Source organism: Streptomyces asoensis, from assembly GCF_016860545.1.
In the GTDB taxonomy this organism is placed as follows: Bacteria; Actinomycetota; Actinomycetes; order Streptomycetales; family Streptomycetaceae; genus Streptomyces; species Streptomyces asoensis.
Genome location: NZ_BNEB01000002.1, coordinates 1,846,960 through 1,869,851 on the forward strand (window position 1 = coordinate 1,846,960; position 22,892 = coordinate 1,869,851).

At 72.2% G+C, this 22,892-nt stretch carries 17 protein-coding genes; 9 read left to right on the top strand and 8 right to left on the bottom strand.

Translation table 11 applies throughout. From position 1 onward, the window contains the following. Positions 1 to 63: 63 nt before the first annotated feature. The 5 genes from Saso_RS11140 to Saso_RS11160 are packed head-to-tail and all read right to left on the bottom strand — an operon-like array spanning position 64 to position 5,144. Positions 64 to 1,002, bottom strand: a complete 939-nt coding sequence (locus Saso_RS11140) for a VOC family protein (RefSeq protein ID WP_189919036.1) — start codon at positions 1,000 to 1,002, stop codon at positions 64 to 66. Positions 1,003 to 1,015: 13 nt separating this feature from the next. After that, complete coding sequence (locus Saso_RS11145; protein WP_189919038.1) at positions 1,016 to 2,017, bottom strand: amidohydrolase family protein; 1,002 nt, start codon at positions 2,015 to 2,017, stop codon at positions 1,016 to 1,018. Next, on the bottom strand, positions 2,014 to 3,147 hold the full coding sequence (locus Saso_RS11150) for an FAD-dependent oxidoreductase (protein WP_189919040.1): 1,134 nt from the start codon (positions 3,145 to 3,147) through the stop codon (positions 2,014 to 2,016). Before Saso_RS11150 ends, Saso_RS11145 begins: the two co-directional genes overlap by 4 nt. A 39-nt stretch (positions 3,148 to 3,186) precedes the next feature. Next, on the bottom strand, positions 3,187 to 4,149 hold the full coding sequence (locus Saso_RS11155; protein ID WP_189919042.1) for a cyclase family protein: 963 nt from the start codon (positions 4,147 to 4,149) through the stop codon (positions 3,187 to 3,189). Beyond that, positions 4,146 to 5,144: a fumarylacetoacetate hydrolase family protein gene (locus Saso_RS11160; protein ID WP_189919044.1), complete on the bottom strand. Its 999-nt coding sequence runs from the start codon at positions 5,142 to 5,144 to the stop codon at positions 4,146 to 4,148. Before Saso_RS11160 ends, Saso_RS11155 begins: the two co-directional genes overlap by 4 nt. Positions 5,145 to 5,282: 138 nt before the next feature. Between Saso_RS11160 and Saso_RS11165 the strand changes: the two genes are divergently transcribed. The 4 genes from Saso_RS11165 (at position 5,283) to Saso_RS38920 (ending at position 8,845) form a co-directional block, all read left to right on the top strand. Continuing rightward, positions 5,283 to 6,194, top strand: a complete 912-nt coding sequence (locus Saso_RS11165) for a LysR family transcriptional regulator (protein ID WP_189919046.1) — start codon at positions 5,283 to 5,285, stop codon at positions 6,192 to 6,194. 239 nt (positions 6,195 to 6,433) lie between these two features. Beyond that, entirely contained in the window at positions 6,434 to 7,663 is a 1,230-nt protein-coding gene (locus Saso_RS11170) for an MFS transporter (protein ID WP_189919047.1), read from the top strand. Positions 7,664 to 7,790: 127 nt separating this feature from the next. Further along, a complete protein-coding gene (locus Saso_RS11175; protein ID WP_189919049.1) occupies positions 7,791 to 8,108 on the top strand; it encodes a PadR family transcriptional regulator in 318 nt (105 codons plus the stop codon). Further along, positions 8,105 to 8,845, top strand: a complete 741-nt coding sequence (locus tag Saso_RS38920) for a hypothetical protein (RefSeq protein WP_189919051.1) — start codon at positions 8,105 to 8,107, stop codon at positions 8,843 to 8,845. Before Saso_RS11175 ends, Saso_RS38920 begins: the two co-directional genes overlap by 4 nt. A gap of 51 nt (positions 8,846 to 8,896) precedes the next feature. On the opposite strand, the gene Saso_RS11185 is transcribed toward Saso_RS38920, so the two are convergent. Beyond that, positions 8,897 to 9,832 (bottom strand): alpha/beta fold hydrolase, encoded by a 936-nt coding sequence (locus Saso_RS11185; RefSeq protein WP_189919053.1) that lies wholly within the window; start codon positions 9,830 to 9,832, stop codon positions 8,897 to 8,899. A gap of 108 nt (positions 9,833 to 9,940) precedes the next feature. Here Saso_RS11185 and Saso_RS11190 point away from each other — a divergent pair, with 108 nt between their 5' ends. Next, complete coding sequence (locus Saso_RS11190; protein WP_189919054.1) at positions 9,941 to 10,543, top strand: TetR/AcrR family transcriptional regulator; 603 nt, start codon at positions 9,941 to 9,943, stop codon at positions 10,541 to 10,543. A gap of 84 nt (positions 10,544 to 10,627) precedes the next feature. On the opposite strand, the gene Saso_RS11195 is transcribed toward Saso_RS11190, so the two are convergent. After that, on the bottom strand, positions 10,628 to 13,921 hold the full coding sequence (locus Saso_RS11195; RefSeq protein WP_189919055.1) for a LamG-like jellyroll fold domain-containing protein: 3,294 nt from the start codon (positions 13,919 to 13,921) through the stop codon (positions 10,628 to 10,630). Between the two features lie 586 nt (positions 13,922 to 14,507). Between Saso_RS11195 and Saso_RS11200 the strand changes: the two genes are divergently transcribed. Next, on the top strand, positions 14,508 to 15,341 hold the full coding sequence (locus tag Saso_RS11200) for a class I SAM-dependent methyltransferase (protein ID WP_189919056.1): 834 nt from the start codon (positions 14,508 to 14,510) through the stop codon (positions 15,339 to 15,341). 228 nt (positions 15,342 to 15,569) lie between these two features. Then, complete coding sequence (locus Saso_RS11205) at positions 15,570 to 16,169, top strand: DUF6058 family natural product biosynthesis protein (protein ID WP_189919057.1); 600 nt, start codon at positions 15,570 to 15,572, stop codon at positions 16,167 to 16,169. 58 nt (positions 16,170 to 16,227) lie between these two features. Here Saso_RS11205 and Saso_RS11210 read toward each other — a convergent pair whose 3' ends face one another. Continuing rightward, positions 16,228 to 19,662, bottom strand: coding sequence for a CARDB domain-containing protein (locus Saso_RS11210; RefSeq protein ID WP_189919058.1), 3,435 nt, complete (start codon positions 19,660 to 19,662; stop codon positions 16,228 to 16,230). 586 nt (positions 19,663 to 20,248) lie between these two features. Between Saso_RS11210 and Saso_RS11215 the strand changes: the two genes are divergently transcribed. Together Saso_RS11215 and Saso_RS11220 are read left to right on the top strand one after the other, a co-directional pair. Beyond that, positions 20,249 to 21,688, top strand: coding sequence for a discoidin domain-containing protein (locus tag Saso_RS11215; RefSeq protein ID WP_189919059.1), 1,440 nt, complete (start codon positions 20,249 to 20,251; stop codon positions 21,686 to 21,688). Positions 21,689 to 21,787: 99 nt separating this feature from the next. Then, complete coding sequence (locus Saso_RS11220; RefSeq protein WP_189919060.1) at positions 21,788 to 22,798, top strand: LacI family DNA-binding transcriptional regulator; 1,011 nt, start codon at positions 21,788 to 21,790, stop codon at positions 22,796 to 22,798. Positions 22,799 to 22,892 lie beyond the last annotated feature (94 nt).

Consider the following 22,892-nt stretch of genomic DNA (forward strand, 5'->3'; position numbering starts at 1 on the left):
GGCCGGGGGCGCGGGGCGCCGTGCGGTCCCGGCACGGCCGGACGCGCCCCCGGCGGGCGGGGATCAGACCGGCGGGGCGACGAACACGCCGCGGTCCACGTCGTTGAAGGACTCCTTGGCGACGAGTTCGTTCATGGCATTGGCGGTGCCCCACTGGTCGGTGACCTCGGGCCGGGAAAAGTCGTAGACGTGCGGGTGCCAGGTGTCCTCGTCGAGGCACTCCAACTCGGTCGTGTACTCGACGGTGTTGCCGTGCGGGTCCAGGAAGTAGGTGAAGGTGTTGTCGCCCGCCATGTGCCGGCCGGGGCCCCAGACCTTCTTGAAGCCGGCCCGCAGGACGCGTCCGGAGCCGCGCATGTACTCGTCGATGCCGCGCATCTCGAAGGACACGTGGTGCAGGGAGGTGTGCGGGCCCTTCGCGATGGCCATGGAGTGGTGCTGGTTGCTGATCCGCATGAAGTGCATGACCTCGCCCAGGTGCGGGGAGCTCAGGGTGTCGGAGAGCCGGAACCCGAGGTGCCGCTCGTACCAGGCCCGTGTGCGGTCCAGGTCCGGTGAGTTGAGCACGACGTGCGACAGCTTGACGGGGATGGCCTCCTTCGCCTCGATCTTGCGGTGGCGGCGCACCGCGACGTCGGCGGAGACCTCGACGGTGCGTCCGTCGACGTCGAAGAACCGGAAGGCGTAACCGCCCCCGGGCGTCGCGACCTCGTCCGGCCGGGAGATCAGCTGCACGCCCCCGGCGAGGAGTCGTTCGGCGAGGGTGTCGACGTCGGCGCGGGAGGCGGCTCCGTAGGAGACGAGGTCCAGACGCTTCTCGTCGGCCTTGCGCAGCCGGACCACGTACTGCTCGGGCGAGCCCTCGGCGGCCAGGAAGGAGATCCCGGAGTCCTCGGCGACCCGGGTCAGCCCCCAGACCCCGGCGTAGAAGTCGAGTTGCTTGTCGTAGTCGGGCACGGCGAGGTCGACGTGCCGCAGGTGGGTGAGCAGGCGGTCGCTCATGGTGGATGTCTCCTCAGGCGAGGTCGAGCAGGGCGGTGGCGTTGGCGCCGCGCACGGCGTGGAAGTCGGCGTCGGCGAGGCCGGCGGAGCGCAGCGTGCCGAGCGGGTCGTCGCTGCCCATGTCGAAGGGGAAGTCGGAGCCGAGCAGCACGCGGTCGGCGCCGGCGACGCGGACCAGTTCGCGCAGCACGTGCGGGTCGTGGACGAGGGAGTCGAACCACAGACGTCGCAGGTAGCTGCTGGGCGGGTGGGCGCAGTCGGCGCCCGCGTCGGGGCGGACGGACCAGGCGTGGTCGGAGCGTCCGATGTGGGTGGGCAGATAGCCGCCGCCGTGCGCGGCGAGGATCCTCAGTTCCGGGTGGCGGTCGAGCACGCCGGAGAAGATCAGATGCGAGAGCGCGACCGCGTTCTCCGTGGGCTGGCCCACGGTGTTGGACAGGTACCAGCGGTCCAGGCGCTCGTCCAGGGTGCAGCCGAAGGGGTGCAGGAAGACGAGGGCGCCGCTGTCCTCGGCGCGCGACCAGAAGGGCTCGTAGGCCGGGTCGGAGAGTTCCCGGCCGGGAGCATGGCTGGAGATCTCGACGCCCAGCAGGCCCTGCCCGAGCGCGTGGTCGAGGGCGGTGACGGCGAGGTCCGGATGCTGGAGCGGCGCCAGGCCGAGTCCTCGCAGCCGGTGCGGTGCGCCCGCGCAGTGCGCCGCCGTGGCCTCGTTGGCCAGCCGGTACACCTTCTCCGCGGTGTCCCGGGGCGCCCAGGAGTGGTAGTGCGACGGGGAGGGGCTCACCAGCTGGACGTCGACGCCCTGGGCGTCCATCGCGGCGATCCGGGCGGGGACGTCCGTCATCCTCGGTGCGCGGTCGCGGACCATCCGCCCGCTGACCGCGAGGGCCGCGGCGCCGTTGCGGCGGGCGTCCAGCGCCCTTGCCGCCGTCAGGCCGGGCCGGCCCGCGACCAGCGCCTCCACCTCGGGCAGCAGGACATGGGCGTGGACGTCGACGGTGGGGGCGGCGGTCACGGCAGCTCCCGCAGCCCGGTCATGACGCGGCCCATCAGGCCGGGTACGTCCGCGTCGCGGGCGCCCTCCAGCTGCCAGCGGCCGATCTGCACCGACGCCTCCACTACGGGCCGTACCCGGGCGATCCGTCGTTCGTAGTACGCCTGGAGGAGTGCGTCGTCCCACACGTCGGCGCCGGCCAGCAGCCCGGCGAGCACCCAGGAGTCCTCCAGCGACAGCGCGGCGCCCTGGGCGAGGGTGGGCGGGCAGCAGTGTGCGGCGTCACCGGCCAGGACGACCCGGCCGCGGTGCCAGGAGCCCTCGACCAGCATCCGGTCGAACCACGTGTAGTTGACCGCGGCCGGGTCGGTGATGTGGGAGGTGATCTCCGGCCAGAAGCCGCCGTAGGCGCAGGTCAGCCTGCGCATCTCGTCGGCGAAGTCGGCGGCGGGGATGGAGGCCCGGTCCCGGTTGGCTTCGACGACGTACGCGTAGATGGTGTTCTCGCCGGTCGGGCAGTAACCGGCGATGTACGCGGGGCCGCCGTAGGCGAGGTCGGTGCGGGTGAGGCCGTCGGGGCGGGGCGCCGCGACCCGCCAGATGGCCATGCCCGTCGGCTCGGGGCGGGCGGCGATGCCGAGGGCGGCGCGGGTGGCGGAGCCGACGCCGTCGGCCGCGATCACCAGGTCGTAGCGGCCTTCGGTGCCGTCGGTGAAGCGGACGTCGACTCCGTCGCCGTCCTGGTCGAAGGACGACGGCCGGGTGCCGAGGCGGACCCGGGCGCCGCCGGCGCGCACGGCGTCGACGAGGATCCGTTGCAGCACCGGGCGTTGCATCCCGACGGTGGCGGGGAGGTCGTCGCCGCCGGTCCGGACGTCGTGGGCGACGTGCAGGACGGTGCCGTCGGGGGCGGTGATGCCCACGGAGTCGAAACCGTGGCCGGATGCGCGCACCTGTTCCCAGACCCCGAGTTCGCGCAGGACGCGCAGGGCGTTGCCCTGGAGCGTGATGCCGGAGCCGGCTGTGGCGTTCCAGTCGTGCCTGGCCTCGACGAGGTCCACGTCGATTCCTGCGCGGCGCAGCAGGATCGTCGCGGCGCTGCCGGCCGCGCCGCCGCCGATCACCAGGACGGTGCGGGATGAGCTGCTCATGGGGAACTCCTTCGTTCCTCTGTTCCTCGTGACGGACCGCTACTTGACGGCGATCGGATTGACGGGCGATCCGACGGCCCCGGTGATGGGCAGCGGGGCGGCGGTGAGCCAGAACGCGTACACGCCGTCGGCCGCGCAGTCGGCCGCGAGCGCGTCGGGGTCCCACATCTCGCCGATGAGCAGTCCGATGTGGGGGATGGCGACCTGGTGCAGGGGCTGGAAGGCGTGCTCGAACTCGTTGGGCCGGACCTCGAAGCCCCAGGTGTCGGTGGCGATCGCGGCGATCTCGGTGCGGTGCAGCCAGCCGGCCGTGGTGAACGACAGGCCGGGCGCGGGACCGCCCGCGTAGTCGCCCCAGCCCTCCCGCCGGGCCCGGGTGAGCTGCCCGGTGCGGACGAGGACGAGGTCGCCGCGCCCCACCGCCACGCCGTGGGCCTCGGCGGTCGCGACGAGGTGCTCCTCGGTGACGGCGAAGCCGTCGGGGAGCTCTCCCGCGGTGCCCAGCACCCGCCCGACATCGAGGAGGACGCCCCGTCCGGCGACGAACGGCGCCATGTGCTCGATGCCGGTGACGAGGTCGCCCTCGGAGGTGACGACCTCGTCGGCACGGCGCCCGTTCCACGCCCTGCCGTGGTCGAAGATGTGGCCGAGGCCGTCCCACTGGGTGGAGCACTGGAGGGGCATCGCGATCACGTCGTCGGCGCCCCCGATCCCGTGCGGGAAGCCCTGGTTGCCGAGGGCGGCGTCGGTACCGGTGTCCAGCATGGTGTGCACGGGATTGGTGCGGCGCCGCCAGCCCTTCTGGGGGCCGTTCATGTCGAAGGACTGCGAGAGCGAGAAGCTGACGCCCCGCCGGACGAGCGCGGCGCCCTCCCGGCGTTTGGCCTCGTCGAGGAAGTTCAGGGTGCCCAGACGGTCGTCGTCGCCCCAGCGTCCCCAGTTGGAGCATGCCGTCGAGGCGCGGGCTATGGCGCCCGCGGGGTCGGCGCGGTCGAGACTCATTTCGCCTCCGCGACGCAGCGGGTGCGCTGGGCGCCGAGCCCGGTGATCGAGCCGTCCATGACGTCGCCCCCGCGCAGCAGCCGGCCCCAGTGCATGCCGTTGCCCGCGGGGCTTCCGGTCAGGACCAGATCGCCCGGCAGCAGCCGCGCCGTGTGGGAGACGTACGAGACCAGGCGGGCGACGCCGAAGAGCATGTCCTCCGTGGACTCGTCCTGCATGGTCTCGCCGTTCAGCTTCAGGGTGACCCGCAGGGCGCCCGGGTCGGCGATCGACGAGGCCGGCACGATCCAGGGGCCGAGGGGGGTGAAGCCGGGCGCGTTCTTGCTGCGCAGCCAGTCCGTGCCGATGGCCTTCATGTCCCGGCGGAAGACCGTGGCGCGGTCGGTGAGGTCGTTGGCGATGGTGTACCCGGCGACGTGCGCCAGGGCTTCGTGGACGGACACCCGGTGGGCGGGCCGGCCGATGACGGCCGCCAGTTCCAGTTCCCAGTCGGGCTGTTCGGCCCAGGAGGGCAGGACGACGTCGTCGTCGGGGCCGGTGATCGAGCTCGGCAGGCCGATGAAGACGTAGGGCTGGTCCTCGGCCGCCCGCCGGTCCATGATCCGTGCCGCTTCCGCGCGGCGGACGTCGTCGGAGCGGTCGTCGTCCGCGGCGCGGTGGGCGACGTGCAGGTCGATGACGTGCTGCCGGTAGTTGGCGCCCGACTGGAACACCTGCCGGGGCGTGACGGGAGCGTGCCGGCGCAGTCCGGCGAGCGGTGTGCGGGCCGCGTCCGGGTCGGCCGCCAGCGCACGCAGTCGCGGCAGGAAGGCCTCCCAGTCGTCCAGCACACCCAGCACGGTCAGCCGGTCGTCACCGAGGGCGGCGCGGAGATCGAGGGCCCGGCCGTCGGGTGTGACGAGGGCCGGAAAAGCGTCCCCGGGCGGGGCGGAGAGAGTGGCGAGGGCGAACGGTCCGGCGAAGAGGGCGGACGCGGGTTCAGGTTTCACGGACATGTCCTCCTGATGGCGGTGTGACTAATCTGGACCGCGCACCCGTGATCCTGGAAATCGATTCTTTGGATGCCTTTCATCCATCAAGCTGATGGATGCGCGCTTATGCTTTCTGTGCCGCCGCACCGCAAAGGGAAGACCGTGAACCTCGCCCGCCTGGATTTGAACCTCGTCGTCGCCCTGCGCGTCCTGCTGGAGGAGCGCAACGTCACCAGGGCCGGCCGGCGCATCGGGCTGAGCCAGCCGGCCATGAGCGCAGCACTCGCCCGCCTGCGACGGCACTTCGACGACGACCTGCTCTCCCGCGTCGGCGGCCACTACGAACTCACCGCCCTCGGCCAGGTACTCCTCGACCGGACCGCCACCGCCTACGACGTCCTCGAACGCCTCTTCGCCAGTCAGGCGGACTTCGAACCCGCCACGGAGAGCCGTGAGTTCAGGCTCGTCGCCTCCGACTACGCCGTCGCGGTCTTCGGCGTGGAGCTGGCCCGCGTGGTGCACGCGGAGGCCCCCGGCATCCGGCTGCGCTTCACCCAGACCCCGGCGACCGTCGTCGAGGACACCGCCCCCCTGCTGAGCGCCACGGACGGCCTGTTCATGCCGCACGGCGTCATCAGCGGCTTCCCCGCCACCGATCTCCACGACGACCGCTGGGTGTTCCTCGTCGCCGACGACCACCCGAGCGTCGGCGACCGGCTCACCCGGCGCGACGTGGCCCGCCTGCCCTGGGTGACCTACCAGCGCACCTACGACGCGCCCGCGGTGCGCCAACTCGGCATGCTCGGCATCGAACCGCAGGTCGAGGTGTCCGTGGACAGCTTCCACCTGCTGCCCCTGCTGGTGGCCGGCACCCGCCGGATCGCCCTGATCCAGGCACGCCTGGCGCGGATGCTGGCGCCCGTCGCCGCCGTGCGCGTGATGGACCCGCCCTACGAGGCCGTCCCGCTGCGCGAAGCGCTGTGGTGGCATCCGGTCCACACCCACGACGCCGCCCACATCTGGCTGCGGGAGACGGCCGCCCGCGTGGGAGCGAAACTGCTCCGGGCGCCTTGACCGCCGCGGTCGGCCCGCACCACGCCCGGGCCCGGGACGGGAGCCCGCCTCCGGCGGTCCCCGCACCATCCACCCACCTGATCACCGCCATCGGCACATCGGATCACGCGGGGACTGGGCAGGCCGACCCGCGCACCGCATAGTCGTGGCACACCGCCGAGCCGCGCCACGACGGCCGCCCCTGCGCAGGCCGGACTCGCGATGCGGTGCCCGCATCCCGCCGCGCCAGGAGTGTCGCCATGCCCGCTTCTTCCGCCCCGCCCGCCTACGGCCCCGAAGGACAGGCGTCCGTCACCGGCCGGCTGCCCGCGGCGCTGCTGATGGCGGGCAGCTGTCTGCCGGTCCTCGGCGCCGTCCTGATCGCCCCCGTTCTGCCCCGGATGCAGGACCACTTCGCCGGCACCGCCCACAGCGCGGCCCTGGTCCCCCTGGTCCTGGCCGTGCCCGCCCTGTCCCTCGCGCTGCTCGCCCCGTTCGCCGGGGTCCTCGTCGACCGCCTCGGTCGCAAGCGGCTGCTGGTCGCCGCCACGGCGCTGTACGCCCTGTTCGGCACCGCGCCGCTGTGGCTGACCACCCTCCACGCCATCGTGATCAGCCGCGTCCTGGTCGGGGTCGCCGAGGCGGCCGTCATGACCTGCTGCACGACGTTGATCGGCGACTATTACACCGGCCGGGTCCGCGAACGCCTTCTCGCACTCCAGACCATGTGCGCGTCGGCCTCCGCCACCCTCTTCCTCGTCCTCGGCGGAGCCCTGGGATCGGCCGGCTGGCGGGCCCCCTTCTGGCTGTACGCGGTCGGCCTGCTGCTCGCTCCGGCCATGGCCCGCACCCTTCCGGTGCCCCGCGCGGTGCCCCGTGAACAGGCGCCGGACGACCCCCGGCCGTTCCCCGTACGGCAATTGGCGGGCGTCTGCGCGCTGACCGTCTTCGGCGCGGTCGTCTTCTACACCGTGCCCGTGGAGATGGCCTACCTCCTGGACGATCTGGACGTCACGTCGACGGCCGCGGTCGGCGCGGTCACCGCCCTGGCCAGCGCGGCCACCGTCGCCGGATCGGTGCTCTTCGCACGGCTGAGGCCCGGCCCGCGCCGACGCCTGCCCGCCACCTTCGTGCTGTGCGCCGCCGGGTTCCTGCTGATGGCCTCCACCGACCACGTCGTGCTGCTCGCGGCGGGAGCGGTCCTGAACTGCGTGGGGACCGGGATCCTGCTGCCGACCCTGCTGACGTCGGCGCTGGCCCGGCTCGACTTCGCGGACCGGGGCCGTGGGACCGGCCTGTGGACCGCCGCGTTCTTCCTCGGCGAGTTCCTCTGCCCGCTCGTCCTGCTGGCGGCCAGGAACGCCCTCGGCTCCATGGCGGCCGCCGTCGGACTGCTCGGCCTGCTGACCGCGCTGCTCGCGGCCCTGCTCCTGCCCCTGACCCGCCGCGGCACCGAGCCGGTGGGCCCGGGCGTGCCCGAGAGGACGTGACGGACGTGCCCCACGGCTTCGGCGAACGCCCGGCCGGCACGCGGGCGTCAGAGCCGTGGTGCCCGCGGGTCAGGGCGACGCGATTGTCGTACTCGACACATGGTCCGTGCGCTGCTTCACTTGTGACATGGCATCAATTCGACTCACCAGGACGACACTTGAGGTGATCAAGGTCCTGCTGGCGTCCACTGCCGACGATCCCGCGTGGGGCCTGAAGATCTGCGAGGAAGCCGACCTCGGATCCGGAACCGTCTACCCCATCCTCGAGCGACTGGTCGACGCGGGCTGGGCCACCCGGTACGAGGAGACGGGTGAACACCCCGGGCGGCCGAAGCGGTACTACTACGAACTCACCGCCACCGGCCGGTGCGCGGCCCGCGAGGCCCGGGAGCGCAAACCCCGCCTCTTCGGACTGCGGGCAGCGGACGAAGGGAGCACGGCGTGAGCTCCGAACGTCCTGACGAACACGCGGACGCCGGCGCGTTCGCCGTCGCCGCCGTGCTGGGGCCGGTGCTGGCCGGCACGGCGACCGCGATCTTCCTGGTCGTCGGCTACCCGTTGAAGATGATCGACTCCCGGTCCGCCTTCACCCAGCCTCTCCTCGATGCCGGTTACGTCTTCGGCGCGATCACGGCGGCCATGATCCTGGCCTCCGCCGCAGGCCTCCTGGTCAGGGCCCTGCGGTCCTCCCGCCGGACGACCCCCGGGGAACCCGGGGCCCCCACCGGTGAGGCCCCTGTCCGCAGGGCGGGTCTGCGCACCCTGGACCTCGCCTCCTTCGTCGCCGGGGAACGCAGGGCGCATCTGCGGGAGGAGTGGGCCGCGATCCTGGCGGGCGACCCCGGCAACGGCGTCGTCCTCTCGTCGCGCCGCAGGCTGCGCTACGCCGTCGGCTTCCTCCTGGCGGCGCTCCGCATGCGCCTGAGGGACCTCGCCGCTCCCCTGTGGATGCCCGTGGACTGGCTGCTCTCGGCGGAGTCCCGCACACGCGGGTGCATCGCGTCGGTCGTCGGCGCGCAGATCCTCTACATCCAGCACGAGGACGGACTGCACGCCCTGGTCACCGAGGGCTGGGGGTGGTGCGGCGGGTGCGCGATCGCGCTCCGGCTGTTCGCCGGCTGGCTCCGCAGGCTGCGCGGCATCGAACTCGCCCCGGCGGGCGGCGAATCCGCGGACGAGTAGCGGGGATCCGGGAGCGGCGTTCCGGTACCGCCCGTGACCTGCCGGACGGTCTCAGCGTGCCGTCGGCAGGCCGAGATCGGCGGCGTCCATGAAGTCGAGCACCTTCCGGTTGATCTGCTCCGCGTGGTCGATCTGCGGGCCGTGGCCGGTCCGCGCGACGATCTCGGCCCGCGCGCCGGGGATCAGCCGGGGTACGCGCTCGACCTGCCGGCGAGGATGGACCAGGAGGCTGCGCTCGCCCAGAACCAGGTACAACGGCGTGCGGACGGTGCCCAGTTCGGCTTCGGTGAGCGGCTGCGGCGCCGGCCGGCGGATGCGGTGGGCGCGGACGCCGGTCCGGATCATGGCGCGCAGCTCCGGCACGACGAGGACGGGCTGTGCCAGCCAGGACGCGAGCCGTGGCCGCAGCGACCGGGGGGCGAAGGTCGCGAACAGGCTGACGAAGATCCACACGAAGAAGCGCAGTCCCACCTTCTCCAGGCCCCCGGGATCGAGCAGCGTGACCGAGGCGAGGCGGTCCGGCGCGCGGTGCGCCTGGTTCAGGACGAGCCAGCCGCCGTACGACGAGCCGAGCAGGTGCACCCGGTCGAGCCCGAGGCCCGCGAGCGTCTCGTCCAGCCACCGCGCGGCGTGCTCGGGCTCGTGGAGGGGCGCGCGCTGCACGCTGCGGCCCGGGTCGCCCGGGGTGTCGACGGCGTAGACGGGCCGTTCGGCGCTGAGGGCCCGTGTGTTCGGGTACCACATGGCGGAGCAGGAGCCGGCTCCGTGGACGAGGACGAGCGGGGTGCGTTCGCGGGCGGCCGGGTCCAGCGGGTCGTAGCGGTAGACGTGCGTGGTCCCGTAGGAGGTCTCCACGTCCTCCTCCCGGGACGCGGGCGCGCCGAGCGCGTAGACAGCGTCGCAGGCCGTGAAATAGCGCTCGCGCCAGGCCTCGCTGACGAAGCGTCCGACGTCGGGCTGGGAACGGGCTTGCGCGGACTCGGGCACGGCCACCTCCGGGGGCAGTCGGTCTTGGCGATACGAACGTACCACGAACGTGATACGGCTGTATCATAAAAATCCGGTGGTGCAGTCGAAGGAGCGGAGAACCGAACGATGCCGAGGCGCGTGGATCACGCAGAGCGGCGTACCGAGATCGCGCAGGCCCTGGTCCGGGCCGCGGGGAGGGTCGGCCTGCACGCGGTGGGCATGCGCGACGTGGCGGCCGAGGCGGGCGTCTCCCTGCGGCTGGTGCAGTACTACTTCGAGTCGAAGGAGAAGCTCCTCCTCTTCGGACTCCGGCATCTGGCCGCCGGGTTCGGGGAACGGGTGATCGCGCGGGTCCGCGCCGCGGGCGACGATCCCGGGCCGCGGGCGGTGATCGAGGCGCTGCTGACGGCGGCCCTGCCGGTCGACGAGGAGAGCCGCCTGTTCCACCACCTCTACACCTCGTACGCCGTGCTGTCGGTGACCGACGAGGCCCTCGCGGCCCAGCCCTTCATCAAGGACCCGGACGCCGCCGAGTCCACCCTCACCGGGCTGCTGCGGCAGGCGGCGGATGCCGGACTGCTCCGCGCCGGTACGGACCCCCACGCCGAAGCGGTCGGCCTGCTGGCCATGTCCGCCGGGCTCGGCACCGGCGTCCTGGTGGGCCAGCGCGACGCCCGGTCCGCCACGGTCGTGCTCCGCTACCACCTGGACCGGATCTTCCTGGACTGAGGAACTCCGGGCACGGGCGTGGCCGAGCCGGGCGGAAGGGGCGTGCCGGGGATCCGCCCGGCACGCCCCTTCTCGGTGGGCCGCTCAGCGCCTCACCTCCGTGTAGAGGGCGCTCACCTCCTCGGGGCCGAGCGCCCGGTCGACGGCGTGGACCTCGTCGACCGCGCCGTTCCAGAAGTCGACGTCCGCGCCGCCCCAGTGGGCGCGTCCCAGGGTCAGCGGACCCGTGCTCGGGAGGGCGGCGCCGCCCGTGGCCGTCGCGGCGAGCTTCCCGTCGACGTACAGACGGATCTGGTCGCCGGTGGCGTCGCGTACGCCGACCAGGTGGTACCAGCGGCCCGTCTCCGCGGCGACGGCGACCTGGGCGCGGTGCTCGCCGGGCGTGCTGAAGGCGAACGTGCCGTGTCCGTACTGGAGGTAGAAGGAGTTGGCGGTGGCGCGCGAGTCCTGGCTGACGGCGGTGGCGTAGTTGCCGGGGAGCGCGTCGAGTCGCACCCAGGCGGACACCGAGTAGCTGCCGCCGGTGTCCAGCACGGGCCCGGCGGTCTCGGCGTACTGCTTCTGGCCGTCGAACTTCAGGGCGCTTCCGCTGATGCCCGGGGTCCATGAGGCACCCTCGCGCAGGGTGAGGGTCCTGGCGGCCGGGCCCCGGTCCTTCGCGGTGGTACCGCTGCCCTCGTCCAGGTTCCAGCTCCCGCCGTTCCTGAGCGGTCCCGCACGGCCCGCGGCGGCACCGGCGGCGATCACCTCGCGGTTGACCCGGCGCACCTGGACGGGATCGACCTTGATCACGCGCCGGTCGTAGGTGTACAGGCCGTTGAGCTCGTTCTCCAGGTCGGTGATCTGTGTGTACACCGAGCCCGACAGCTCGGCGCCGGCCTGCTCGACGTAGAACTGCCGGGTGTTCTCGACGTACTTGCGGGTCAGCTCCTCCTTGGTGTCGACGCCGCTGTAGATCACCGTCGGGGCGCCCGGCCACATGTGGCCCGGGGTGCGCAGGACGAACCCGCCGTGCTCGCCGTCCATCGCGGCCCGCATCTCGTCGGGGAAGGCGGGGTCGGTGTTGTTGTAGTCGTGGTGGTCGATGATGTCGCCCTTGCCCGAATCGCCCTTGGAGTTGCAGCAGTTGACACCGCTGTGGGCGTTGACGACACGGGACGGGTCGGCGGCCCGGACGGACTCGGCGATGCGGCCGGTCTCCTCGCGGCTCCACTCGCCCCAGCCCTCGTTGAAGACGATCCAGCCGACGACCGAGGGCGCGTTGTGGTGCTGGCGCACGCTCTCCATGCCCTGGTCGACGAACGCCTTCTGGCCCGTGCCGCCGGTGATGTCGCCCGAGACGAAGTCCTGCCAGACCAGCAGACCGAGCCGGTCGGCGTGGTAGAACCACCGCTGCGGTTCGACCTTGATGTGCTTGCGCACGGCGTTGAAGCCGAGCTTCTTGTGCGCTTCGAGGTCGAAGGCGAGGGCCTCGTCGCTGGGCGCGGTGTACAGGCCGTCGGGCCAGAACCCCTGGTCGAGCGTGGCGAGGGAGAAAATCGGCTTGCCGTTGAGGACGAGTTTGCGGAAGCCGCCCACCTTCTCGACGCCGATCTCGCGCATCCCGAAGTAGCTGCCGACCTTGTCGGTCGAGCCGGCGTCGGTGAGCGTGACGTCCAGGTCGTAGAGGTAGGGGTCGTCGGGGCTCCACAGGTGCCGACCGGCGATCGGCAGCCGCAGTTCCTCACCGGCGGGGCCGGTGACCTTTCCGACGACCCTGCCGTGGGTGTCGCGTGCGACGGCCCGCACCCGGGCGCCGGGGGAGGCGTGCGCCGCCTCGACCTTCACCGCGAGTGTGCCGGTGTCGATGTCGGGCGTGGTGACGACGGCGTCGATCGAGGCGGGTGCGACGGGTTCCATCCACACCGTCTGCCAGATGCCGGACGTCTGCGTGTAGAAGATGCCGCCCGGGTTGCGGGACTGCTTGCCCATGGGCTGGTCGGCGCCGCCGGTGTCGGTGACGGCGACGATGATCTCCTGCGGGCCGCCGGCCTTCAGCGCGTCGGTGATGTCGACGCCGAACGCGTTGTAGCCGCCGGTGTGTTCGGCGACCATCGTGCCGTTGACGTAGACGGTCGCGCGGTAGTCGACTGCGCCGAAGTTCAGCCTGAGCCGGTCGGCCTTCCCGCTGCCGCCGACCTTCCAGCTCCGGGGGACGTCGACCAGCCTGCGGTAGAACATGTGGTCCTCGTGCCGCTCCAAGCCGGACAGCTGCGACTCGACCGGGAACGGTACGACGATCTTCTCGCCGAGGTTCCTGCCGAAGACCGGCTGCTCTCCCGCCTTCGCCGCGCCGAACTGCCAAGGGCCGTTCAGGTTCAGCCACTTCGACCGCACCAGCTGCGGCCTCGGGTACTCCGGCAACGGGTGCTTCTCGTCGAGCCGGTCGCCCCACTCGGTGGTGAGACGGTGGGTGGAGGCGTTGTCGGCGTAGCGGATGAGTTTCGGCACGCTCGCGCCGCCGGCCGTCAGGCCGCCTTCACCGTCGTAGGAGACCCGGACCAGCTGGTTGCGCTGGACCGGTTGCGCGAGGTCGATGGAGAGCGACGAGGGGTCGCCGGGCACGGCCTTCACCGACCTGACCGGCAGGGCGGTGGTGTCCGCCTCGACCTTCAGATGGTCCGTGAGCCCCTGGAGCCGGCCCACGCCGCCCTCGAACCGGGCGCGCAGCCGCCGTCCGCTCTCGGCGACGGACAGCTCCACCGGGAAGACCTCGAAGCCGTCCGGCGGGGTGAAGGCCGACATCGGCACGATCTGCTTGGCCAGCGCCGGCGTGGACCAGCGCAGGAACATGTTGGCGCCGCCGGTGTCCTGGAACAGTTCGAGGCGGAAGTCGTGCTGCTCGCCCGCGGTCAGCCGGACGGCGGCGCCGGTCTGCTCCCGGTCCCAGTCGCCCACCCAGTGGTCGATGACGGGCCGCCCGTCGATGAACAGCCGGAAACCGTTGTCACCGATGGCGTAGAACGTGTAGTCGCCGGTGGCCGGAGCCGCGATCCGGCCGGTCCAGCGCGCGGTGGTGTGCTCGGTCCTGCCGGTCAGCTCCTGGAAGGTGCCGGTCAGCCCGGAGAAGTTGATCTGCGGGTCGAGCAGCGTTCCGCCGAGCCGGTCGAAGTCCCGGGCGCCGGGAGCGGACATGCTGAAGTACTCGCCCTTCAGGCCGTGCGTCTCGACGGCCGCCGGTCCGGCGGTGGGGGAGGACGCGCTGCTCGTCCCCCCGGCGGTGGAGGCGGAGGCGGAGGCGGTGGGAAGCAGTCCGCTCGGGGGCAGGAGCAGGGCCGCGGCTGCGAGCAGCGCCCACACTCGGGCTCTGACTCGGGGGCGGGTGGCGTGTCGTGTCATCGAACCCTTCCTCGTGCTCAGACCATGACCGGGCCCGCGGTCGGCGGGCGGCGGCGACGCGGGGAGGGCTGCTGAGCCGCAGCCCCTGAAGGACGGCCGCAGACGGGACCGCGTGATTCGGTCGGGCGGTCTTTTCAACGTTGGAAATCCTGTGACAGCGGTATGACAGCACGCTCACAGAGGAGTGTCCAGACCTCACGCAGCACTCGGCCCGTCCGCCGCCACGGCAGACCGCCGCCACTCCAGGCCGTCACAAGGGCCCCTCCTGGGGCGGCACTTGGTGCAGAAGGGTGCGCCGGGGCGGCAGGGGCGACCGGTGCCTCCGGCGCCTCGCGAGGTTCGGGCTCAGGTGCTTGCGCCCCTCCTCACCAGGCACGTCGTGGCACGGTGGAGCCCTGCCGCCGACGCCCGGCGGCACGGTCCGTGAGCGAGCGGAGTACGACCGCCGCCGAGACCCTGCCCGGCGGGTCGAACCGTGAGACAGTCGTATGAGGCGCCGGAGTCGGCGTGGCTCCGGAGCAGCGGTCCGGGGCGGTGGCCCCCGCCCGGAACGCACGGATACGGTGCCGCAGCGGAGGGATCCGTCATGTCCGAGGCGAGTGAGGCGACGCAGGCCGACCGGGCGCTGAAGGCCAAGCATCGTGCCATGTGGGCGCTGGGCGACTACCCCCTCGTGGCCACCGATGTCATCCCGGACCTCGGTCCGGAACTCGTGCGGGAGAGCGGCGTCCGGCCGGGCACACGCGTGCTCGACGTCGCGGCCGGTTCGGGGAACGCCGCCATCCCCGCGGCCCTCACCGGAGCCGATGTCGTGGCCGTCGACCTGACCCCGGAGCTGCTGGAAGCCGGCCGGCAGCTCGCCGGCGAACGCGACGCCAAGCTGGCGTGGCAGGAGGGCGACGCCGAGCAACTGCCCTTCGAAGACGCGGAGTTCGACATCGTACTGTCCTGTGTCGGTGTCATGTTCGCCCCGCACCACCAGCAGGCGGCCGACGAACTGGTCCGGGTGTGCCGGCCCGGCGGGCGGATCGCCCTCGTGAACTGGACCCCGGAAGGGTTCGTCGGGCAGATGTTCGCCGCGATGCGCCCGTACGCGCCCCCGCCGCCGCCCGGTGCGCAGCCGCCCCCGCTGTGGGGCGACGAGAGCCATGTGCGGTCGCTGCTCGGCGACCGCGTGAGCGGCGTCGACGCCCGCCGCCGGTCGCTGCGCGTCGAGGCGTTCTCCGGCCCGGAGGAGTTCCGGGAGTTCTTCAAGCGCTGCTACGGCCCCACCGTCGCCGTGTACGCCGCCATCGCAGACGACCCCGGGAAGGTCGCCGCCCTCGACACGGCCCTCGCGGACCTGGCCGCCGGACAGCTGGCGGACGGGGTCATGGAGTGGGAGTACCTGCTGTTCACGGCCGACAGGTCCTCGCGCTGAAGGGTGCGCGCGCACCCTTCAGCGCGAGGAGCCGGACGGGGCGGGCGTCGACCCGGACGGGGCGGTGACGGGCGCAGAGCGGGCGTGGGGAGGGCTTGGGGTGAGGGGCCCGGGGGCCGGCGTGACCTGCGGCGACGGTTCGGCGGGTACCGAAGCGTCCGGCCGGTAGCGTGCCCGGTTCCGCGCGGGGAACACCCGTGCCGCCGAGCACCCCCGGAGGGGAAACCGATGCCGAAGACAGACCTCGAGCGACAGCTCGCCGAGAGATTCCGCGAAGTCAACGGCGTCCACCCCATGACCGAGGACGACGACGCCTACGTCAGCTCGCAGTTCGTCCCCCTGGAGGAGGTGTGCGCACGGCACGGCCGTGATCCCGAAGCGGTCCGCCGGCTGATGCTGGAACAACGCCTGCCGCTTCCCGGGTATCTGCGCTCCGACGGGGCCGAGATGGTCCCGGCCGACCTGTTCGCACTCGCCGACGAGGCCGGAGGTGTGGAACGGCTCGAAGCGTGGTTCACCGCGCACTGGGACGACCCCGCCACGGGGAGCGAGGAGTGGGACGCGTATCTCAGCGGGCGGTACGTCTGCCTGCACTCGGTCACCCCCGCCACCATCCGGCGCAAGGACGACCTGACGAGCGCGATCAGCGCCGCGACGGACGAACCGGACACCGGTTCGGCGCGCTGGTCGGAGCGGCTGCACGCGCTGGTCGACGAACTCGACGCGCTGGAACCGGCGTTCACCGCCTACGACCGTCTCCGGTTCGGCGGCCCCACGTCCCGGGACATCTGTATCGACGCCCCGCGCGACCGCTTCCCGCGCCCCTGACCGAGGGTGGAACGAGCGGGCGGTGGGCCCCCGTTCGCGGGAGCCCACCGCCGGGTGCTCAGTGGGTGTCGCGTCGCACCGCCGCTCCGTTCGGGGTGCCGGTGATGGTGAACTGTGAACCCGGTTCGATCAGGACGTCGCCCTGGGCCGAGCCGGTGATCGTCACGCCGGACAGGGTGGCGCTGCCCCGGGCGCCGCTCATGGCGAGGATGCCGGAGCCGTTGACGGACCGGTCGATGCGTACGTTCGTGATCTTCACGCCCGGCATCGCACCGCCGCCGGTCTTGAACTGGATGCCGTCGTAGGTCGAGTCGTGGATCTCGGTGTCCCGGACGGTGACGCCCGGGATGTCCTGACCCTGCGCGAACAGGGTGATCGCGCCGAACTCCTGGTCCTCGTTCCAGAACGCGCCGCCGGTGCGGTAGAGGGCGTTGCCCGCGATCAGGGTCTCACCCGTGAAGGGCAGCGGGTCGTGATCGGTGGCCAGCATGATCCCCGGGTAGTTCATCGTGTCGGAGACGACGTTGTTCTCGATGGTATTGCCGTGACCGCCGTACACCGCGATGCCGTTGGCCCGCCAGGGCAGCTGGACCGTGTTGTTGCGGAAGTGGTTGTCGTGGCCGACGTCCACGGAGGTGTCCTTCACGTACTTGCTGGCCCACACCGCGAGCGCGTCGTCGCCGGTGTTGCGGAAGGAGGAGTTGTAGACGGTGGAGTTGCGGGTGCCGTTGGCGAAGTTGATGCCGTCGGCGTAGGTGTCGCGGACGCGGACGCCGGAGAACTCCAGTCCGTCGCCGGGGCCCCACAGCTCGGGGATGTTGGAATAGTCGCGGCCCACCCAGACGCCGACGTTGGCGTGCTCGATCCACACGTCGGTGATCTTCGTGCCCTTGCCGAAGCGGCCGTTGAGACCGACGCCGCCCTCGGCGTTGCCGTCGCCGCCGCGGATGGTGCCCGAACCGAAGATCGCGATGCCGGAGATCTGGGTGTTGGAGTCGATGTCGAAGCCGAAGTTGCCCTCGTGGGGGTGGTTGATGCCGCCCGCGTCCTGCGGCGGGGTCAGGGTGTACAGCTGGGAGTACCACATGCCCGCGCCGCGGACGGTGACGTCCCGGATGCCCACCTGGTTGTACTGGCCCCGGTTCAGCGGGTCGTCGGTGAGGATCTTCTGCTCCTGGCGCCACTGCCCGGCCGGGATCCACACGCAGGAGATCTGGCCGTTCTGGTCGGCGGTGACGGCCCGCTGGAGGGCGTCGGTGTCGTCGAGGCCGTCGTTGGGCACGGCGCCGTACTCGGTGATCGACGTGCACCCGTCCGGCCTGGACGCGGCAGGGGCCACCTGCTCGAGGTCGACCAGGTCGATCACCTGGAAGGCGGCGGAGTCGCCCGCGTCGCGCTGGATCCGGAACACGGTGCCCGCGGGGTAGCTCCTGGCGAGCAGCGCGTGGGATTCGTCGAAGAGGCGACGCGCGTCACCGCCGGGCCGGTTGGTGAGCCCCTCCGGGTCGTCCGTGGTGCCGTACAGCCAGCTGTGCTTGGACGACAGGGTCAGCTTCTGCACGAAGGCGCCGTCCGCGTACAGGCTGACGGTGGCGTCCGCGCCGCCGCCCGACGCCGCGTCGGGGACGGAGTTGCGCACCACGACGGAGTTGGCCGCGCCGGTGGAGGTGAACTCCACGTACTGGCCGGTCGAGGTGAGCCGGACCGACTTGCGTCCGGAGGACTCGGTGGCGAAATCGGTGTGCCCGAAGGTCCGCTTCGCGTCGGCGGTGAGGAGCGTTCCGGTGTATCGCCCGTCCTCCGCCTCGTACTCGGTGTAGGGCAGGGCCGCGCCGCGTCCGACGACCAGGGACCTGGTGAGGACGTTGTTGTTCTCGTTCGTCTCGACGACGGTGCCGGTGGCGTCGGCGGTCGCGGTGAGGGTCGCCCCGCCCGCGGTGGCCGTCCAGGTCCCGCCGACGGCCACGTTCACCGTCGCGTCGGGGGCCACCTGGCCGGTGGTGCCGTTCAGGGTGGTCGAGCCGGCCTGGAGCCGGGTCACCGAACCGGCCGGGGCGGTGCTGGTCCCGCGGTTGTGCACGGCGACGGTGAAGGAGACCGCCTGGCCGACGGCCGGGTTCGGCGGGCTCGTGGTGATCGACCCGATCTCCAGATCCGGGCCCGGCGCCTGTGTGACGACCAGTCTGTTCGTGGCGGTGCGGCTGTTGTTGGAGTCGTCCAGCTCGGGTACGGTGCCGCGGGGGTCGACCACGGCCGACACGCCGTAACTGCCCGCGGGCCGGGTGCCGGTGGCGACGTCGACTGTCGCCGAGGCGCCCGGGTCCAGTGCCGGGACGGCGGCGCTGCCCGCGACCGTGCCCTCCACGCTGACCTCGACGGTGGTGGCGGCGGAGCGGGCGGTGCCCGCGTTGCGCACGGCGGCCCTGACGGTGACCGCGTCCCGTTCGCTCGGGGCTGCCGGTGTCCAGTCGAGGGTGGTGACGCTCAGGTCGGGGGCGGGCGCGGCGGTGCCCAGGACCTGGAACTCGGCGACCTGACCGCCCGGGGCGCCGGAGTTGGCGGTGAAGTGCAGCCGTACGTCGGACCAGCGGCCGCTGACCGGCACCGTCACCGTGTTGCCGCCGGCCGGGGCGAAGGAGTACGACTTGGCGGCGGCCAGGGAGGTGAAGGCGCTGCCCGAGCGCTCCTTGCCGAGCACCTGGAAGGTCTGGGTGCGGGCCGCCCACACCGGGGCCGGGTCGAGCTTGACGACCACGCCGCTCAGGTCGGCGTCGGCGCCCAGCGCGACGGTCAGGTCGGAGGGGTGACCGGCCGCCTCCCAGTAGGTGGAGACGGAGTCGTCGGTGGCGTTGGCGGCCACGTAGTTCTGCGTGGAGGACGTCGCCTCGGCGGGTTTGTTGCGGGCCAGGTTGGTGCCGGCCGGGGGCGGATCGCCCGGGTCGGTGCCGCCGTCCTCGCCGTAGACCTCCAGCTCCGAGAGCTGCGCGGCGTTCCAGCCGGTGTTGCCGGAGACGTCGACGCGGAGGTACCGCACGTCCGCCGGGGCGGCGAGGTCGACCGAGACCGTGTTGGCCCGGTCGGGGTCGAACGACCGGGCCGCCGAGGCCGCGACGGTGCGGAAGGCGGTGCCGTCGCCGCTGCCGAGCAGCGAGAGGGTCTCGTTGCGGCTGCCCCAGCCGGTGGGGAGCTTGAGCACCACCCGGTTCACCTCGCGGGCGGCCCCGAGGTCGACCTGCGCCCACTGCGGGAACGAACCGGCGGGGCCCTCCCAGTAGGAGGCCTGGACGCCGTCGGTGAGGTTGCGTGCGGGGTACTCGGCGTGCGCGCCGCCCGCCGTCGCGGGGCGGCCCAGGGCGAGGTTGACGTCGGCCGCGGCCACGGACGGCGCCGAGTGGGCGGGGGAGGCGAGGGCCAGCGGAAGCAGGCCGGTCGACAGGAGCCCGGCGACGACCGCGCCGGTGACGGGCCGACGGCCCGGTGGTCTCCAACTCATGAAGTCCTCTGTTCGGTCGGTGAGCACGGGGATGGGGGGCACGGTCGGTCGGCCCCGCAGGGCCCGGTCGGCCTCGTACGACCGGTGGACGCGAGGAGGCGCGGGACGGTGCTGCGAGGAAGTGCGGGGAGGGGGGATTGCGTGGGGCGCGGGAACGACCGGGAGAAGCGGGCCGAGGTGGGGGAGGCCGACTGTGCCTGTAAATTGAGTTGAACCGTCGATTCTTTGCGGAAAGTACGCCCACAGGCTTCTAGGGCGTCTCCGGTTTGTCAACGGTCCCGGCAGTACCGGCAGTTGGCGACGCAAGCGACTTGCGTGCGGTGCGGATCCGCTTGCGTCCAGGTGAAAGCCCGTACGAAAGCCGCTGACCCGCGGCTCTGCGGCGTCGACGGGAAGGCGGCGCAGGGGCAGCGCTCTCTGTCGCGACGGTGGACGAACGGCGGGCGTTCTGCAACTCTCTGATCGATTCGCGCAAAAGCGGTGTTCTGGCCCGCACATCGATGCGCGTCCGGTCACCGCCGAGCCACCCGTGCACCAACCGCGTCCCCCCGCGCACCGCGACGGCCGGGACGGAGATCGGGGAGAGATGAGAGCGAGACGCAGGGGACGGCGGGCCATGGCCGCCGTCCTCACGACCACCCTGCTGATGCTGGGCGTGTCGTCACTGACCGCCGACGCCTCGGCGGCCGGCGGCCCCGACCTGGCCGCCGGCCGGCCCGCGACGGCGAGCAGCGCCCACGTCGAGTACGCGGCCCGCAACATCACCGACGGCGACCAGGGCACCTACTGGCAGAGCGCGGGCGGCGGTCTGCCGCAGTGGGTGCAGGCCGACCTCGGCGCCACCGCTCGCGTGGACGAGGTCGTCCTGAAACTGCCCGCGTCCTGGGAGAGCCGGAGCCAGACCCTGTCCGTCCAGGGCAGCGCCGACGGCACCGCCTTCAGCACGCTGAAGGCGTCCGCCGCCTACACCTTCGCTCCCGGCTCGGCCAACACCGTCACGGTCGCCTTCCCGGCCGGACAGGCCCGCTTCGTACGCGTCGAGATCACCGCCAACACCGGCTGGCAGGCCGCCCAGCTCTCGGAACTCCAGGTGCACGCCGCGGGCGAGTCCTCCACCGACCTCGCCCATGGCCGCCCCTTCACCGCGAGCAGCCACACCGAGACGTACGTACCGGCCGACGCGGCGGACGGCGACAAGGCCAGCCACTGGGAGAGCCGCAACAACGAGCACATGGTGTGCCTGTACTGGGGCGCCGACACCGACCGGATCACCCTCAGCAACGCCCGGATCCGCGACACGTTCGCCGACGGCGTCAACATGACCAACGGGTCGACGGACAACCACGTCGTGAACAACGAGTCCCGGTCCACCGGCGACGACAGCTTCGCGCTGTTCTCGGCGATCGACGCGTGCGGCGCCGACATGAAGGACAACCTCTACGAGAACCTGACCTCGCTGCTGACCTGGCGGGCCGCGGGCATCGCCGTGTACGGCGGCCACGACAACACCTTCCGCAACATCCACATCGCCGACACCCTGGTCTACTCTGGCATCACCATCAGCTCGCTGGACTTCGGCTACCCGATGAACGGTTTCGGCACCGCCCCGACGACGGTGCAGAACGTCTCCGTGGTCCGGTCCGGCGGGCATTTCTGGGGCGCGCAGACCTTCCCCGGCATCTGGCTGTTCTCCGCGTCCAAGGTGTTCCAGGGCATCCGGGTCGACGACGTCGACATCGTCGACCCGACCTACTCCGGGATCATGTTCCAGACGCAGTACGTGGACGGGCGGCCGGTGAACCCGATCAAGGACACCGTCCTCACCGACATCTCGGTCACCGGCGCCCGAAGGAGCGGGGACGCGTTCGACGCCAGGTCGGGCTTCGGGCTGTGGGCCAACGAGCTGCCCGAGCCCGGCCAGGGGCCGGCGGTCGGCGAGGTCACCTTCAACGGGCTGCGGCTGAACGGCAACGCCGTGGACATCCGGAACACCACCTCCACCTTCAAGATCAACATCAATCCCTGACCGACGGCCCGCAAGAGAGCCATCGATCCTGACGGAAACCGAACATCGGAGCCCTGGTGGGCGCAAGCCGTTTGCGCGGCTTGCGCTAGCCTTGCGCCCATGACGCGACGACTTGCTCAGGTTGCCAAGAAGGTAGGGGTCAGCGAGGCCACGGTCAGCCGGGTCCTCAACGGCAAGCCGGGGGTCTCCGAGACCACCCGTCAGTCGGTGCTGACCGCCCTCGACGTGCTCGGCTACGAGCGCCCCACCCAGCTGCGCGGCGAACGCGCCCGCCTGGTGGGACTCGTCCTGCCGGAGCTCCAGAACCCGATCTTCCCGCTGCTCGCCGAGGTCATCGGCGGCGCGCTGGCCCAGCAGGGGCTGACCCCCGTGCTGTGCACCCAGACCAAGGGCGGCGTCTCCGAGGCCGACTACGTCGATCTCCTCCTCCAGCAGCACGTGTCCGGCGTGGTCTTCGCCGGAGGGCTCTTCGCGCAGGCCGACGCCCCGCACGACCACTACCGGCAGCTCGCCGAACGCAGCATCCCGGTGGTCCTGATCAACGCGCCGGTGGAGGACCTGGACTTCCCGTGTGTCTCCTGCGACGACGCCGTCGCCGTGGAACAGGCCTGGCGTCACCTCTCCCTGCTGGGCCACGAGCGCATCGGGCTGGTCCTCGGCCCCCGGGACCACATGCCCTCGCGGCGCAAGCTCGCCGCCGCCCGGGCGGCGGCCGAGGCGGCCGGCGCCGCGCTGCCCGACGAGCGGGTGGAGCGCTCGATGTTCTCCCTGGAAGGGGGCCAGGCCGCCACCTCGCGCCTGCTGGAACGCGGGGTCACCGGCATCATCTGCGCCAGCGACCCGCTCGCCCTCGGGGCCATCAGGGCCGCCCGGCGGCGCGGCCTGGCGGTGCCCGAGCAGGTGTCCGTAGTCGGCTTCGACGACTCCGCCTTCATGAACTGCACCGAGCCCCCGCTGTCCACCGTGCGCCAGCCCATCGAGGCCATGGGCCGCGCCGCCGTGGACCTGCTGTGCACCCAGATCCAGGGCGGCGAAGTGCCGCCCGGCGAGCTGCTGTTCGAGCCCGAGCTGGTCGTGCGCGGCTCCACCGCCCAGGCGCCGCGCGACTGACGCGGCACCCCTCCCCGCCGGGCAGGCTCCCGCCTGCCGCCTGCCGCCTGCCGCCTGCCGAACCCGTCGTCCCCCGGGGCCTTCCGCACCCCTC